General features: G+C 59.0%; 12 protein-coding genes. 8 read left to right on the forward strand and 4 right to left on the reverse strand.

The features are described 5' to 3' along the window. Positions 1–14 precede the first annotated feature (14 nt). Positions 15–476, forward strand: coding sequence for a serine protease chaperone (locus LA321_RS18340; RefSeq protein ID WP_042069729.1), 462 nt, complete (start codon positions 15–17; stop codon positions 474–476). An 80-nt stretch (positions 477–556) separates the two neighbouring features. Here LA321_RS18340 and ppsA read toward each other — a convergent pair whose 3' ends face one another. Next, positions 557–2,935: a phosphoenolpyruvate synthase gene (gene ppsA, locus LA321_RS18345; protein WP_042069730.1), complete on the reverse strand. Its 2,379-nt coding sequence runs from the start codon at positions 2,933–2,935 to the stop codon at positions 557–559. 319 nt (positions 2,936–3,254) lie between these two features. Here ppsA and ppsR point away from each other — a divergent pair, with 319 nt between their 5' ends. After that, the gene (gene ppsR, locus LA321_RS18350) at positions 3,255–4,067 is read left to right on the forward strand and encodes a posphoenolpyruvate synthetase regulatory kinase/phosphorylase PpsR (protein ID WP_026456094.1); all 813 of its coding nucleotides are present in this window, start codon (positions 3,255–3,257) and stop codon (positions 4,065–4,067) included. Positions 4,068–4,234: 167 nt separating this feature from the next. Here ppsR and LA321_RS18355 read toward each other — a convergent pair whose 3' ends face one another. After that, a complete protein-coding gene (locus LA321_RS18355) occupies positions 4,235–4,549 on the reverse strand; it encodes a hypothetical protein (RefSeq protein ID WP_042069734.1) in 315 nt (104 codons plus the stop codon). Between the two features lie 344 nt (positions 4,550–4,893). Between LA321_RS18355 and LA321_RS18360 the strand changes: the two genes are divergently transcribed. Beyond that, complete coding sequence (locus LA321_RS18360) at positions 4,894–6,276, forward strand: amino acid permease (RefSeq protein ID WP_042069736.1); 1,383 nt, start codon at positions 4,894–4,896, stop codon at positions 6,274–6,276. A 103-nt stretch (positions 6,277–6,379) separates the two neighbouring features. On the opposite strand, the gene LA321_RS18365 is transcribed toward LA321_RS18360, so the two are convergent. Beyond that, a complete protein-coding gene (locus tag LA321_RS18365) occupies positions 6,380–7,717 on the reverse strand; it encodes an MFS transporter (protein ID WP_042069738.1) in 1,338 nt (445 codons plus the stop codon). 183 nt (positions 7,718–7,900) lie between these two features. Here LA321_RS18365 and LA321_RS18370 point away from each other — a divergent pair, with 183 nt between their 5' ends. Further along, positions 7,901–9,232 (forward strand): GAF domain-containing sensor histidine kinase, encoded by a 1,332-nt coding sequence (locus LA321_RS18370; protein ID WP_042069739.1) that lies wholly within the window; start codon positions 7,901–7,903, stop codon positions 9,230–9,232. A 92-nt stretch (positions 9,233–9,324) separates the two neighbouring features. Next, positions 9,325–9,570, forward strand: coding sequence for a hypothetical protein (locus tag LA321_RS18375; protein WP_042024934.1), 246 nt, complete (start codon positions 9,325–9,327; stop codon positions 9,568–9,570). Positions 9,571–9,691: 121 nt separating this feature from the next. Here the strand turns inward: LA321_RS18375 and LA321_RS18380 are convergent, their stop codons facing one another. Then, on the reverse strand, positions 9,692–10,441 hold the full coding sequence (locus LA321_RS18380; protein WP_042069740.1) for a class I SAM-dependent methyltransferase: 750 nt from the start codon (positions 10,439–10,441) through the stop codon (positions 9,692–9,694). A gap of 519 nt (positions 10,442–10,960) precedes the next feature. Between LA321_RS18380 and LA321_RS18385 the strand changes: the two genes are divergently transcribed. The 3 genes from LA321_RS18385 to LA321_RS18395 all read left to right on the forward strand — a co-directional run bounded on the left by LA321_RS18385 (position 10,961) and on the right by LA321_RS18395 (position 16,147). Further along, positions 10,961–12,502, forward strand: coding sequence for an arylsulfatase (locus LA321_RS18385; RefSeq protein WP_082043353.1), 1,542 nt, complete (start codon positions 10,961–10,963; stop codon positions 12,500–12,502). Between the two features lie 115 nt (positions 12,503–12,617). Next, on the forward strand, positions 12,618–13,916 hold the full coding sequence (locus LA321_RS18390; protein WP_042069742.1) for an anaerobic sulfatase maturase: 1,299 nt from the start codon (positions 12,618–12,620) through the stop codon (positions 13,914–13,916). Between the two features lie 578 nt (positions 13,917–14,494). Beyond that, on the forward strand, positions 14,495–16,147 hold the full coding sequence (locus tag LA321_RS18395; RefSeq protein ID WP_042069743.1) for a methyl-accepting chemotaxis protein: 1,653 nt from the start codon (positions 14,495–14,497) through the stop codon (positions 16,145–16,147). Positions 16,148–16,152 lie beyond the last annotated feature (5 nt).

Below are 16,152 nucleotides of genomic sequence, written 5' to 3' on the forward strand. Positions count from 1 at the left end.
CAGAGGAATCATCCATGAAACAGACCATGATCACCCTTGCCCTCGCCAGCCTGCTGGCAACGGCCACCACCTATGCCAGTGCCGAGGAGTCAGTGACCATAGATGGCAAGCAATATCACACCATTGAGGTCAATGGTCAGACCTACTTGACCCCTAATGATGGCAGCAAGAAGCGGGTCACCCGCAGTCTGGATGGCAAGGTGCCGCAGCAGACCCTGCGCCGGGGCGATGCCCTGCTGCAGGGCGTTGCCAGCCCGGAGCTGACCGTCAGCGGCACCCTGCTGGTGGAAGCCGATGACAGTCAGGCCAAGGCGATCGCAAACCGCCACGGCCTGCAATTCAAGCAGAGCAGCGGCGGCATTGCCCTGCTGGAGGCCAAGCCGAGTACAGATCTCAACGCCATCGCCACCCGGCTCAAAGAGGAAGGGGTGAAGGTGCAGATTGAGCTGTCCGGAACAGAGCAACAGCCCAAATAAGCACGTCGGCAGCCTGGCTGCCGCCCGTAAAAACCAAGGGGGCCATCAGGCCCCCTTGTCATTGCTGCACGCTTGCAGACTTACTTGCCGCCGTGCTGGTCGGCCAGATAGAGCCAGGTATCGACCACGGTATCCGGGTTGAGCGACACCGAATCGATCCCCTGCTCCACCAGCCAGGCGGCGAAGTCGGCGTGATCAGACGGCCCCTGGCCGCAGATCCCCACATACTTGCCGGCCTTGCGGGCAGCCTGGATGGCCATGGCCAGCAACGCCTTGACCGCCTCGTTGCGCTCGTCGAACAGGTGGGCGATCAGGCCCGAATCCCGGTCCAGTCCAAGGGTGAGTTGGGTCATGTCGTTGGAGCCGATGGAGAAGCCGTCGACGTGCTCGAGGAACTTGTCAGCGAGCAGGGCATTGCTCGGGATCTCGCACATCATGATGACCTTGAGCCCCCGCTCGCCGCGGCGCAGGCCATTTTCAGCCAGGATGTCGATCACCTGCTCCGCCTCACCCACAGTGCGCACGAAGGGGATCATCACCTCGACGTTGGTCAACCCCATGACGTCGCGCACCCGCTTGATGGCCTCGCACTCGAGGGCGAAACAGGGGCGGAAGCTGTCGGCGATGTAACGGGACGCACCACGAAAACCAATCATGGGGTTCTCTTCGTGAGGCTCGTAGTCACGACCGCCCACCAGGTTGGCGTACTCGTTGGACTTGAAGTCCGACATCCGCACTATCACCCGCTCCGGCCAGAAAGCGGCGCCCAGGGTGGCGATGCCTTCGGTCAGCTTGGCGACGTAGAACTCGCGCGGGCTCTCGTAGCCGGCGATCATCTTGGCTATGGTGGCCTGAAGCTCGGGGCTTTGCTGATCAAACTCCAGCAGCGCCTTGGGGTGCACGCCGATCATGCGGTTGATGATGAACTCGAGGCGGGCCAGCCCCACACCGGCGTTTGGCAGCTGGGCGAAGTCGAAGGCTCTGTCCGGGTTGCCCACGTTCATCATGATCTTGATGGGCAGGCGCGGCATGTTGCCTACCTCGGTCACCGCCACGTCGAAGTCGAGCTCGCCGTCGTAGATGAAGCCGGTATCCCCTTCCGCACAGGAGACGGTGATGAGCTGGCCATCCTTGATGTGATCGGTGGCGTTGCCACACCCCACTACAGCCGGAATGCCCAGCTCGCGGGCGATGATGGCGGCATGGCAGGTGCGCCCGCCCCGGTTGGTGACAATGGCGGAGGCCCGCTTCATGATGGGCTCCCAGTCCGGATCCGTCATGTCGGTGACCAGCACGTCGCCGGGCTGCACCTCATCCATCTGGCTGATGGAAGAAATGACCCGCGCCGGACCCGCCCCGATTTTGTGGCCGATGGCACGCCCTTCGATCAGCACCTTGCCGGATTGTTTCAGGGCAAAACGTTCGAGCGTGTTGGCCTCCTGGCGGCTGCGCACGGTTTCCGGGCGCGCCTGGACGATGTAGAGCTTGCCATCCTGACCATCCTTGGCCCACTCGATATCCATCGGGCGGCCGTAGTGCTGCTCGATGATGAGGGCTTGTCTCGCCAGATCCATCACCTCTTCATCGGTGATGCAGAAGCGGCTGCGCTCTGTATCCACGGTATCGACGATCTTCACCTGGCGGCCGTGACCGGCATCGTCAGAGTAAGTCATCTTGATAAGCTTGGAGCCCAGGGTCTTGCGCACCACGGCGGGACGCCCACCCTTGAGGGTCGGCTTGTGCACATAGAACTCGTCAGGGTTGACGGCACCCTGCACCACCATCTCGCCAAGGCCGTGAGCCCCTGTGATGAAGACCACGTCGTTGAAGCCGGATTCAGTATCCAGAGTGAACATGACGCCGGAGGCAGCGAGATCCGAGCGCACCATGCGCTGTACCCCGGCCGAGAGCGCCACGCCCTTGTGGTCATAGCCCTGATGCACCCGGTAGGAGATGGCGCGATCGTTGAACAGTGACGCAAACACATGCTTGACGGCCGTCATGACGGCGTCGATACCGCGCACGTTGAGGAAGGTCTCCTGCTGGCCGGCAAAGGAGGCATCCGGCATGTCCTCGGCGGTGGCGGACGATCGCACCGCAAAGGAGGCCTCGACACCTGCACTCAACTTCTCGTAGGCAACCCGGATCGCCTGCTCCAGCTCGGGCTGGAACGGGGCGTCGATCACCCAATCGCGGATCTGCTGGCCAGCCCGGTTGAGGGCGGCGATGTCGTCCACATTCAGGGCGTCGAGCAGATCGTGGATCTTGTCGTTGAGGCCGCTTGACTCCAGAAACTCGTTAAACGCATAGGCGGTGGTGGCAAAGCCTCCCGGCACGGATACACCGGCGCCAGAGAGGTTGCTGATCATCTCGCCAAGGGATGCGTTCTTGCCGCCAACTCGTTCTACATCTTGCATTCCGAGTTGCTCGTACCAGAGTACGTACTGTTGCACTTGCATGTCTCCAGGTTGGTGGGCTCGGGAGTCAGGGCTCCCTGTCCCCTGATTTATGTACGTGAGTTTTGTGCGTTATTGTCTGTTTGTGCTGTTGCCAACGACCAAGAAAACGTTTTCTACTTATTGTCAAAAAAATCCCCACGCAAGATTTGGGGATGGCCGAATGACACAGACATTCTACAATGCCAACACAAAAAGGTAACGACTCAGGTTTGCAAGCCACTTCACAACTTGGGCACAGCAGACCGGTTGACAAAATTGATATAGTTTCGAGAGATACTTCCTTCTCGCCACCATGCCAATCCGCACCACAGGAGCCCCCGTGCACACCGTATTCTATGTTTCCGACGGCACAGCCATCACCGCCGAAGTGTTCGGCCACGCCGTGCTGAGCCAGTTTCCGCTGGCGTTTGAACAGATCACCATCCCCTTCGTGGAGACTCTGGAAAAGGCGAGGCAGGTGCGGGCCCGCATCGACGAACAGTTCCGCCAGACCGGGGTGCGCCCCATCCTGTTCCACACCATCGTCGACCCGCAAGTACGGGAAGAGGTGCTCAAAGCGGAGGCCTGCGGTCACGATTTTCTCAACACCTTTGTGAGTCCGCTGGAGCAGGAGCTGGGGGTCAAGGCCGAGCCCAGGCTCCATCGCACCCACGGCATGGAGAACCGCAAGCTCTATGACGATCGCATCGAGGCAGTGAACTTCGCCCTGGCCAACGATGACGGCATCACCACCCGGGAGTACGACGAGGCGGACATCATACTGATCGGGGTGTCACGTTGCGGCAAAACCCCCACCAGCCTCTATCTCGCGCTGCAGTTTGGCATCCGCGCCGCCAACTACCCCTTCATCGAACAGGACATGGGCTCCCTGGATCTGCCCACCGCCCTCAAGGCCAATCGCCACAAGCTGTTCGGCCTCACCATCGCCCCCCAGCGGCTGCACGAGATCCGCAACCAGCGCCGCGCCAACAGCCGTTACTCTTCGCTGGAACAGTGCGAGCAGGAGCTGGCGAGCGTGGAGCGACTGTTTCGCCGGGAGGCGATCCGCTTTCTCGATACCAGTTCCCACTCGGTGGAGGAGATCAGCGCCAAGATCCTGGAGGCAACCGGCCTGCGCCGCCACCTCTGTTAAGCCAGCTTGACAGCTATCGCTGAGGATAATGACAAAATCCGGGGTCTGCCCTTGCCAGCCAAGGCATGGCTAGCCATCACAGTGACCATTGATGTGACAGATACAACGAGGGGCAAGCACATCAAGGCGCTTGCCCCTCCTCTTTCCCATCTGACCAAACGCGCCGTTTAGTGGTGGCGATTGAGCTCAGGGTTATTCATCAGGCGAGCATAGCAGGCCAGCAAGCCGTCATTTTGGCGTACCCGCTCGGCCAGCCAGCAACCGGCCACTCCCCCGATCAGCCCCCCTGCCAGCAGAAGCCGTGGCCAGTGCTGCAACAACCCTTCATCTCCCAGCCAGCTCCAACCGGCCAGGATGGCGATCGCCATCGTCAGGAGCAGTGGGCAGGCCGCCATGGCCAACCAGAGCGCCAGCAGTACCCCCTTGGCCACCCCCTGTTGTACCAGGCCCCCTTTATCTGCCCCTTCAGCCAGCTTGTGCATCGTTTGCATCCCTTTCTCAGTAAAAGCAATGAAAATCACCACCAAAAAATCATGTCAACAAAATTCAATTCGATTGCCTATTTTTCGCCCAACCACCAACCGAAAGCTTGATTAACTCATGAAAAAGCTGGCTGTCGTGCAAAACACCACCGTTCAACATGGAAAACAGGTGCATTTATGGCGGATTATCACTATTCTGCTTGCGTTACCAGACAGCATGAAAAATCACAAATCGCATGTCGTAACGAAATAAATACAGCTTTCGTCAGGTTTTGGCTACGCATAGCGGCCTGCTCAGGATGAGCCCAACACCGACAGAGACAATTGAGAGATAAGGACAGACCATGGATTTGAAACAAGACGGCGAGGAGCTGAAGCGCGGCCTTAAAAACCGCCACATTCAGTTGATTGCATTGGGCGGCGCCATCGGCACCGGCCTGTTTCTCGGCATCGCCGACACCATCAAGATGGCGGGCCCTTCGGTGCTGCTGGGCTATGCCATCGGCGGCTTCATTGCTTTTCTCATCATGCGCCAGCTTGGCGAGATGGTGGTGGAAGAGCCGGTTGCCGGTTCATTCAGCCACTTCGCCTACAAGTACTGGGGTGACTTCGCCGGCTTTGCCTCCGGCTGGAACTACTGGGTGCTCTACGTGCTGGTGAGCATGGCCGAGCTGACCGCAGTGGGTATCTATGTCCAGTACTGGTGGCCCGAGATCCCGACCTGGATGTCGGCCGCCTTCTTCTTCGTGCTGATCAACGCCATCAACCTCTCCAACGTCAAGGCGTTCGGCGAGATGGAATTCTGGTTTGCCATCATCAAGGTGGTCGCCATTCTCGGCATGATCGGGTTTGGCGGCTGGATGCTGCTCTCCGGCAGCGGCGGCCCCGAGGCCACGGTCAGCAACCTCTGGGCCCAGGGCGGCTTCTTCCCCAACGGCGTGGGCGGGCTGGTGATGGCCATGGCCTTCATCATGTTCTCCTTCGGCGGCCTGGAGCTGGTCGGCATCACGGCGGCAGAAGCCGACAACCCGGAGAAGAGCATCCCCAGAGCCACCAACCAGGTGATCTACCGCATCCTCATCTTCTACATCGGTGCCTTGGCCGTGCTGCTCTCCCTCTATCCCTGGGGCAAGGTGGTGGAAGGCGGCAGCCCGTTCGTGATGATCTTCCACGCCCTGGACAGCAACCTGGTGGCAAACGTGCTGAACCTGGTGGTACTGACCGCCGCGCTCTCCGTCTACAACAGCTGTGTCTACTGCAACAGCCGCATGCTGTTTGGCCTGGCCAAGCAGGGTAACGGTCCCAAGGCGCTGCTCAAGACCAACAAGAGCGGGGTTCCCCTGACCGCCATCTCCATCTCGGCCGCCGCCACCCTGTTGTGCGTGCTGATCAACTACCTGATCCCGGGCAAGGCCTTCGGCCTCTTGATGTCCCTGGTGGTCTCCGCCCTGGTCATCAACTGGGCCATGATCAGCCTGGCGCACCTCAAGTTCCGCAAGGTCAAGGCCGCCGAAGGAGTGACTACCAAGTTCAAGGCCCTGTGGAGCCCGTTTGGAAACTACCTCTGCCTTGTCTTCATGGCCGCCATCCTGGTGATCATGTATTTGAACGAGGGCACCCGCATCTCGGTCGAGCTGATCCCCGTGTGGCTGGTGGTGTTGGGGGTGGGTTTTGCCATCAAGCGCAAGAGCCAGGCCCAGAGCAAGGCCATCGCCGAGCTCGGCTAACCCCAAGCAATACAAAACAAGAAAAACGCCGATCGGATGATCGGCGTTTTTTATTGTCTGGTAAGAGTCGTTGACCATGGCAAATGGCCAAACGGGGAAGTGGCTAGGTCCCCTCTCTGGCCCCCCCAGGGTTGCCGGAAGTCAGGTCGGGAGTGTTCTCGGGAACCGTCTCAAAGGGAGCATCAGGAGTAGCATAGGAGGTAGGCACAGCCTCCCCCGCCAGATCGGTTCTCGGCTCCAGCTCGGCGGTCATGGGGGTATTGGGCGGCACAGGGATAAACACCTGATGTTCGTCCAGCGGAATGGGCGCCCGCTGCCGCTTGCGCCAGCCAAGGTAAGTGGCGAGCAGCGCCCCGCACAGGGCGAAGTAGAGAAACAGCCCCTCTGGCCCGAAGGGGCGCATCAAGAGCGGCGCCAACAGCGGACCTATCATGGCCCCCATGCTGTAGGCGAGCAGCAACCCCTGGTTGGCCCCCAGCACCTGATCCGGATGCAATTCGTCACAGGCGTGGCTGAGGCTCAGGGGATAGATGGAAAACGCCATGCCGCCGAGCAGGAACACCAGGGTCCCCGCGATCGGCTCGCGCCAGTCGGCGGGCAGCGCCACCATCAAGAGGGCAAGCAGGGTCAGCACGCTGCACAGCAGCAGGATCACCAGTCGCCGGTCGAAGCGGTCGGACATACGGCCAATGGGGTACTGCAGGCACATCCCCCCCAGGATCACCAGCGCCATCATGTCCGCCACCCGGGAGAGGGAGGCCCCGGTATCGGCAAAATAGAGGGGCAGCAAGCCATAGATAGCCCCCAAAATAAGGCCCGAGGTAAAACTGCTGCCCATCCCCGCCGGGGTGAGGCGCACCAGCTCACGCACCCCGACCGGCTGCGGCGCCACCATGGCGGGCATGGCCACCCGCGAGATAGCGAGCGGCACCACCGACAGGGTGGCGGCCATGGCGCACAGGGCAAAGGGGGTGAGCACCATAGGATCGATCCATTTGAGCAACAATTGCCCCATGGCAAGGGATCCGTAGAGCAGGATCATGTAGAGGGACATCAACCGCCCCCGGTTGGCGGGGGTACTCGAGACCAGCATCCAGGACTCCAGCACCACGAACAGTCCGCCGGTGGCAAATCCCCCCACCAGACGCATCGCCGCCCAGCTGATGGGTTCGACCACCATGCCGTGCAACAGGAACAGAAAGCAGAGCAGGGAGGCATAGGCCGCATAGGCCCGGATATGCCCCACCCGGATGATGAGGCGGGCGTTGACGAAAGCCCCCAGCACCAGGCCACCGAAATAGGCGGCCGACACCAGGCCGATGGCCTGGGCCGAGACATCCTCGGCCGACAGGCGCACCGTCAACAGGGTGTTGAACATGCCGTGACCCAGGATGAAGATCACCAGACTGGTCAGGGGGGACAACAATCGTCTGAGGGTCATGGGCACTCCAGTATGATGAATAAGGGTGGCGAATAATTCGGCGAAAGGATCATGGTACCGTTTGCTTCCGGTTCGCTTCAACCCTGCGGCGTTTGCCAAACCATGGCGCGCACGGCCTGAACCGGACAACTAGAATGGGAATACAGTCCACTCAGCCCAGCCCCAGCAAACAGGAACGCCTTCATGTCTGCGAGCCTATCCAAATACCCGATCGCCCCCGAGTTCGAGATCCCGGACTCCCTGCGTCTCTCCTGGCAAAAAACCATCAATCTGATGGCTGAGCTGTTTCAGGTGCCGGCCGGGCTCATCATGCGGGTACATCCCAACGAGATCGAAGTCTTCATCACCAGCCAGACGCCGGACAACTGCTACCCTGCCGGAGCGCGCGAGCACCTCGACTCCGGGCTCTATTGCGAACGGGTCATGGATACCCGCCAGGAGCTCCTCGTTCCCAATGCTCTCAAGGATCCCGAGTGGGATCACAACCCTGACATCAAACTCGGCATGATCTCCTACTGCGGCCTGCCGCTCTGCTGGCCAGATGGCCGGATCTTCGGCACCATCTGTGTGCTGAGCCGGGAGGAGAACGACTACGGTGGTCTCTATCGACAGTTGCTCTGGCAATTTCGTGACTCGGTGCAGCAGAGCATGCATACCCTCTACGACAATATTCGTCTTCATGAGACGCAGGAAGATCTCGAGCAGCACAAGGCGCGACTGACCCAGACCCTCGACAGCCTGAAAAAGACCCAGGAAGAGCTGATCCACACCGAAACCCTGGCGGCACTGGGGGCCATGGTGGCGGGGATCTCTCACGAGCTGAACACCCCTATCGGCAATGCCCTGATCGCCACCACGGCTCTGCAGGAGAGAACGCGGCAACTGGCCGCCCAGCTGGGGGCACAGACGATCCGTCGCTCCACCCTGGAAGAGTTCATCAAGGCCACCCAGGAGATGAGCGAGCTGGCGCTGCAGGCCATCACCCAATCGGCCAAGCTGGTCAAGAGTTTCAAACAAGTGGCCATCGATCAGACTTCGGAGAGCCGGCGCAGCTTCGAACTCAAGCGCCTCATCGACGACAACCTGGCCAACCTCAAGGCCGGACAGGGCTATGACCGTGTGATGATGCAAAATACTGTTGGTGAGGGGCTTCTCTGTGACACCTACCCGGGCCCCCTGAGCCAGGTCCTGCTCAACCTCGTTCACAACGCCGCCGTGCATGGCATAGGGGCCAGACAGGATGGGCGAATAGTGATCAGCGCCTATCAGGACAAGGAGACCATCTACCTGGAAGTGCTGGACAACGGCCAGGGCATGGCCCCCAACGTACTGGCCCACATCTTCGATCACTTCTTTACCACCACCCTGGGCAAGGGAGGTTCGGGGCTGGGGCTCTCCATCTGCCGCCGCATCGCCACCTCGGTGTTGGGTGGCAGCCTGACGGCGCGTTCGTCACCGGGTGAAGGCAGTTGCTTTACCCTGACCTTCCCACGCATTGCTCCGGGTCGCCTGTGACGGCACTCCTGTGCCGTCTATCCAAAACACGGGCCTTCGTTGCGCCCTGACGACGTCTATTCTTGCAGATGTCCCCCAGCGAGGTAATCAAGATGAAATCACTCCTGTTTGTATTCACCCTGCTCTTTGCCGGCGGCGCGCTCGCCTTTCACTGCCCTGCCGACATGAAGAAGATTGACGATGCCCTGGCCAGAGCCCCCGACCTCAGTGCCGAGCAATTGGCACAGGTGAAAAAGCTGCGCGCCGAAGGGGAGTCTCTGCACCAGGCGGGCAAGCATCAGGAATCCGTCGATGCGCTGGCCAAAGCCATGGCTCTCTTGGAGATAGAGAACCACTGACGCGTGCCCACTCCCCGGGGCAACAGATGGCAACAGAGCCCTCTCCGGCCACGGTGAGGGCTCTGCCATTAATGACCCCCTGGTAATGGCACCCTGGCAAACGCCCTGCCAATCCATAGCATCAGACCCGGCCGCTGTAGACCAGGGTGCTGTAATTGAAGGCAATCCGGCCATCTTGCTCCCAGCGCGCAAACTCGCGGCGGATCAGTGCCATCAACTGCTCATAAGCCGACGTACCGATGGCGGGGGCATAGGAAGAGGAGTTGAGCCGACCCAGCACCCCGTCCAGATCGAAATGCTGGCAGTTGTCGAAGCGGCTGAGCCGATAGTCCCCCTCGAAGAAGGCGGCAAAGTCATTCTCCCCCAGGTTGCGATGATTGACCTCCTCATAGTCGCCGGAATAGGTGCGCAGCCCGTCTTCGTAGGCCTTGAGAAATTCGGTGTCCGTCAGCCTGTCATTCCAGATGAGGGCCACTTTGCCACCTGGCCTCAGCAGGCGGCGGCACTCGGCCTTGAAGGCCGGGCGATTGAACCAGTGGAACGCCTGAGCAACCGTGACGAGATCCACACCCCCGTCCGGCAGGCCGGTCGCCTCGGCCCGACCGTCATGACAGACGACATTGGCAACGCCGGCCAGCAGCTGCTGCGCCGCCGCACGCATATCCGGATTGGGTTCGATGGCCAGAACCTGACGCACCCTGGGGGCCAGCAGCGCCGTCAGTATGCCGGTACCCGCCCCGATGTCGGCAACCAGGGTCTCTGGCCCCATGGCCAGCTCATCTGCCAGAAAATCCAGCATGGCTGACGGGTAGCCGGGACGATATTTCACATAGGCTTCGACGCGGGCTGAAAATCGTTCGGTATTGTCCATCCATCACTCCTCATTATGCTGTCACACAATAACGTTCCTACGGGTACCAGCCAGGCCCCCATACACTCAGGCTTCAAGGCCAACAACGACGCTCACGACACTGGCGAGTCGAATCGCGGCGGGCCAGAGTCTGCGTATTTATTCATGACTCTGGCGCCAGCCCATCAATATGACCAGATTGACCTGCTGTTGAGCCGGCATAAAGAGAGGCTCCCTCCCCTTCGGCCTCATCAGACGTTCATACCATGACCGGAAAAGAAGTCATGCTTGAATATTCCTCATGAGAGCCCCATCACACTCTTCGTATTCCGCAACTGACATTCTGGTTATTAGTCAGAGTTTGCGTAATAAGCTGGGGCGTGACGTGTCATTGTTCACATGAGTACAGTATCTTGGTGTACCGGACTCAATGTGCTGCTGTGTAATGGATGTACAGGCCGTTCGGCTGAGGATGAGGTTTCTTTTGAGACTAGATGGAGCGACAACATGAGATTAGGAAAAATATCTGCGGCAGTGAGCATGATCCTCTCCGCCGGTGTCATGGCAAAAACGGATAAACCGAACATTCTGGTCATCTTCGGTGATGACATCGGCTGGCAGAACGTCAGCGCCTATGGCATGGGCACCATGGGTTACACCACCCCCAACATCGACCGGATCGCCAACGAAGGCATCAAGTTCACCGATCACTACGCGCAGCCGAGTTCGACGGCGGGCCGCGCCGCCTTCCTGACCGGCCAGTACCCCATTCGCTCCGGCATGACGACGGTTGCCATGCCCGGTGGTGCGCTGGGCCTTAAGAAAGAGTCCCCGTCTCTGGCCGAAGTGCTCAAAGCCGTTGGCTACAAAACAGGCCAGTTCGGCAAGAACCACCTGGGGGATCACAACTTTGCCCTGCCAACCGTCCATGGCTTCGACGAATTCTTCGGCAACCTCTATCACCTCAATACACAAGAAGAACACGAGCAACGGGATTACCAGAATTTTGCCAAGAAGTACTCTGGCTCGGTGGAGGCGTACAGCAAGAAGTTCGGTACCCGCGGCGTCCTGCACTGCTACGCCACCGAGACCGAAGACAAGACGGTCGACCCGCGTTTCGGTGAAGTCGGCAAACAGAAATGTACCGATACCGGCCCGCTGGGCCAGGAGCGGATGAAGGACTTCGACCGCGCCGAGATGATCCCGGCCGCCCTCAAGTTCATCGACAACTCGCTCAAGGAAGACAAGCCCTTCTTTACCTGGGTCAATACCAGCCGCATGCACCTCTATACCCGTCTCAACGACAAGTGGCGCTATGCTGCCGAGCAGTACACCAGTGAATACGACTACCATGGTAGCGGCATGATGCAGCACGACAGCGACATCGGCTATCTGCTCGACGAACTGGAAAAGCGGGGTCTGAAAGAGAACACCATCGTCATCTATACCACCGACAATGGTCCGGAACACTCCTCCTGGCCTTATGGCGCCACCACGCCGTTCCGCGGCGAGAAGATGACCACCTATGAAGGGGGCGTCCGGGTGCCCATGATTGCACGCTGGCCGGCACAGATCCCGGCGGGTGGCGTGCTCAATGGCATCCAGGGTCACCAGGATCTCTTTACTACCCTGGCGGCGGCGGCTGGCGTTCCTGACGTCAGCAAGAAGATGATGGACGAGAAGAAACAGTACATCGATGGCATCAATAACCTCGCCTACTGGGAAGGCAAGAGCAAGGAATCGGCTCGCGACTCCATCTTCTACTACTTCGAGGACAAGCTCTCGGCGGTGCGGGTCGGCCCCTGGAAGTTCCACTTCGCGGTGGCAGAGAACTACTATGACAACCTCAAGCCCCTCTCCAAGCCCATGCTCTACAACCTGAGGGCCGATCCGTTCGAGAGTTACGACTCCGTCGATGCCAACGGCCACCTGGTGCAGAAGATGTCCTGGATGCTGGCACCGGTCAGCGAGATGGTTGGCGAGCATGTCAACACCCTGGTCAAGTATCCGCCGGTTCAGGGTGGCACCACCTTCGACATGGCCAAGGTCATTCAGGAAGCCATGCAGAAAACCCAGCAGTAAACGATACGGCGGAGGGCTACCCCTCCGCCATCTTCTTCCCGCTGGCTGACACCTTTCCCTTTCGTCAGGTTTTCATCCCGTATCGACCTCGCCCGTCGTCATCAGAAGAGTAACGATGAACAAAATCCGGACCCGTGACACGACTCACCTGGACGTCACCCCGCTCAAAACCGCCAGCCGTGACAGCAGCGGTGCCTATGCCCGCCGCTTCCATGTCATGGCCAAACCGGGGGGCTCCAAGTGCAACATAGATTGCCAATATTGTTTTTATCTGCATAAGGAAGACCTGCTCCATCAACCCAGACAACCCAGGATGGATGAAGAGACCCTGGACACCTTCATCCGCAGCTACATAGAGGGGCAGGATGGCGACGAGATCGTCTTCTCCTGGCAGGGCGGTGAACCGACTCTGCTCGGCATTGACTACTTTCGCCAGATAGTGGCGCTGCAGCAAAAGCATTGCCCGCCCGGGGTCAACATCCGCAATGACTTGCAGACCAATGGCATCCTGCTCAATGACGAGTGGTGCCGGTTTCTCAAGGAGCACGGCTTTCTGGTTGGCCTCTCCATCGACGGGCCCCGCGCACTGCACGACAAATACCGGGTGACCCGCAGCGGCAAACCCACCTTCGATCTGGTGATGGCGGCGGCCGAGCTGCTGCGCAAACATCAGGTTCCCTTCAATGCCCTGACCGTCATCAACCGGCACAATGCGAAATATCCCCTCGAGGTGTATCGCTTTCTGACCCGGGAGCTGGGGGCCACCTACATCCAGTTCACCCCCTGTGTCGAGGCCAGCGATTTCAAACGCACGGCCCCGCAATTCTGGAACGACAGCATGCTGCCCCTAGTCGGCAGCGAGCTCAGCAAACCCGGTCACCCCATGTCGATCGTCACGGACTGGTCGGTGGATCCCGATGACTGGGGCACCTTTCTGGCAACCGTGTTCGAGGAGTGGGTCAACAACGACCTGGGGCGCGTGCTGGTCAATCTGTTCGAAACCGCCGTGGCCCAGACCATGGGATACCCCTCCCAGCTCTGCGTCACCGCCGAGTTTTGCGGCAAGGCGCTGGCCATCGAGCACGATGGCAGCGTCTTCTCCTGCGATCACTTCGTCTATCCGGAGTATCGGCTGGGGGATATCAAACAGCGCCCCTTGACCCACATGGCCTTCTCCACCCGTCAGGAGGCATTTGGCATGTCCAAGCGGGACAGCCTGCCCGATTACTGCCTCAAGTGCCCCTACCTGACGCTCTGCTGGGGCGAATGCCCCAAGAATCGCCTGATCAGGACCCCGGATGGCGAGATTGGCCTGAACTACCTCTGCCCTGGGATAAAGCGTTTCTTCGACTACGCGGCCCCCATACTGGCAGGCATCGCCCACGTGCTCAAAGAGCAGGATCAGGGTAGATAAGCACCGGGCATGGCCGCCCAGCGTTTGTCCACCTTTTCGCTCTCTGTATCAAGTCTCTTTGTCAGCCTCTTGTCTTCTCCAACCTTCTCCAACCCACCGGCCATCACGGTGGGTTGCCCCTCTTTACCTGCCCGGCACGCCATGTTTCATGGCTAACCCCATGTGGGTATTAACGCCAATAAATAACTGACAATTCTGATTTTTATTTTTCCAACTCCCAGTTCTTTTATTCACCCCCTATTATCTGGTCTGACCAAAAATAAATTACGTTACATTTTGCAACGTTCAATTTCATTAAAAAACAGGCTGAATACATCCATCATAACATTAAAAAAGAAAACGATTTACCATCCAAAATGATATTAATCGACTCATTGCATTTGACCAAACATGCCTTTTTGTTATATAGTAGAAATTAATTCACCTTTTGGTTTCACCTGAAATCTCAGGTTAAATAATAAAAAACAATACCCCGCGCTATATCAAGGACCCCTGATTCTCTCTTGCCTGAATTTATTTTGGCGGGATGAGTGCAGCTATTTCGGAAGGAAAAATCACACTCACAGTTCGGATCCTCTATGTCCATCAACAACATGACCATCGGCAAGAAGCTGAGCGCCGCATTCATCGTATTGGGGCTGATGCTGGCCTCCATCGGCGGCTTCTCCCTGCTGCAGTTCGAGAATATGAACACGCAGACGCTGGATATCACAGATGCGGTGATCCCCAGCATCAATCGCGCCAACGATATTCGCAATGTCGCGACCGATCTGCGTCGCCATGAATTGCTCTATTTCGTCAATTTCGATGATGAGCAAAAACGAAATGAATATCGGGTCATCATGGACAGCAAGCCGGCACAAATGGACATGCTGCTCGAGGAATATCGCAAGACGCTATTTGATCAAAACGAGACCCGTCTTTTCGAAGATCTGAAATCCGATTGGCGCAATTACCTGAATTTTTACTACAAGGTAAAAAATACTCTGGAACAAGGTGATACCCTCAACGCACGTTATATGTTCCTGCGCGATGGCACGCCCCTTTACGACAAGCTCCACGAGGCCGTCGAGGCACTCATCAAGATCAACCAGGACTATGCGGTCGAAGGGCGCAGCATGGCCGAACAGGCCTATAGCAACGCACGCCTCAACATCATGATCACCCTGCTGCTGGGGGTCATCGCCGTGGTCGTGTTCGCCACCATCCTGACTCGCCAGATCCGCGATCCCCTGTTGATGCTGGCCGATCAGGCCCAGCAGATTGCGTCCGGCCGTCTGGGGCGCGGCACCCTGTGTGACTGGTTCGATCAGGGCCGCTTCCACAAGGACGAGATTGGCCAGCTTGCCCACTCCATCCGCCACATGAAGGAGGGGCTGACCGACCTGGTCAACGATATCGACGCCTCGGTCAGCCAGCTGAGCTGCGCCGTGGAAGAGGTAAGCACCATCTCGGTTCAGGCTTCCCAGAGCATGCATCAGCAGCAGCAGGAGATTGCCCAGGTCGCCACCGCCATGAACGAGATGCAGACCACGGTACATGAAGTTGCCCGCAACTCCACCGACGCAGCCGTCGCGGCCCAGCACGCCTTTGAAGCGTCCCATCAGGGTAACCAGGTCGTGCTGGATGCCATCGACAGCATCGAAGAGGTCTCCAGCCAGCTGGAGCAGACCGGCCGGGTGATCCACAACCTGGAGCAGGAGAGCAGCAATATCGGCGTGGTACTGGACGTGATCCGCGGCATCGCCGATCAGACCAACCTGCTGGCTCTCAACGCCGCCATCGAGGCCGCGCGCGCCGGCGAACAGGGTCGCGGCTTTGCCGTGGTAGCCGATGAGGTACGCACCCTGGCCAAACGCACCCAGGACTCGACCTGCGAGATCAACAAGATCATCGAGATACTGCAAAACTGCGCCATCGATGCCGGCAATGCCATGCAGGCCAACCGCGACCAGATGGTGACTTCCGTCGAGCTGGCACGCCAGGCGGGCAACAGCATCGGCAAGATCAACGAGGCGGTGACCCATATCACCGACATGAACACCCAGATTGCCAGCGCCACCGAGCAGCAGAATACGGTGACGGGCGAGCTCAACCGCAACATGGTCACCATTCACGAGGTCGCCGACGAGAACGCCCAGGGTGCGCAGCACACGGCCCAGGCCTGTCAGGATCTCAATAAACTGGCCATTCACCTGCAGCAGAGCATCGGCCGCTTCAGCCTGACCTGATACCT

Origin of the sequence: Aeromonas enteropelogenes, from assembly GCF_020097295.1 — a bacterium.
GTDB lineage: Bacteria > Pseudomonadota > Gammaproteobacteria > Enterobacterales > Aeromonadaceae > Aeromonas > Aeromonas enteropelogenes.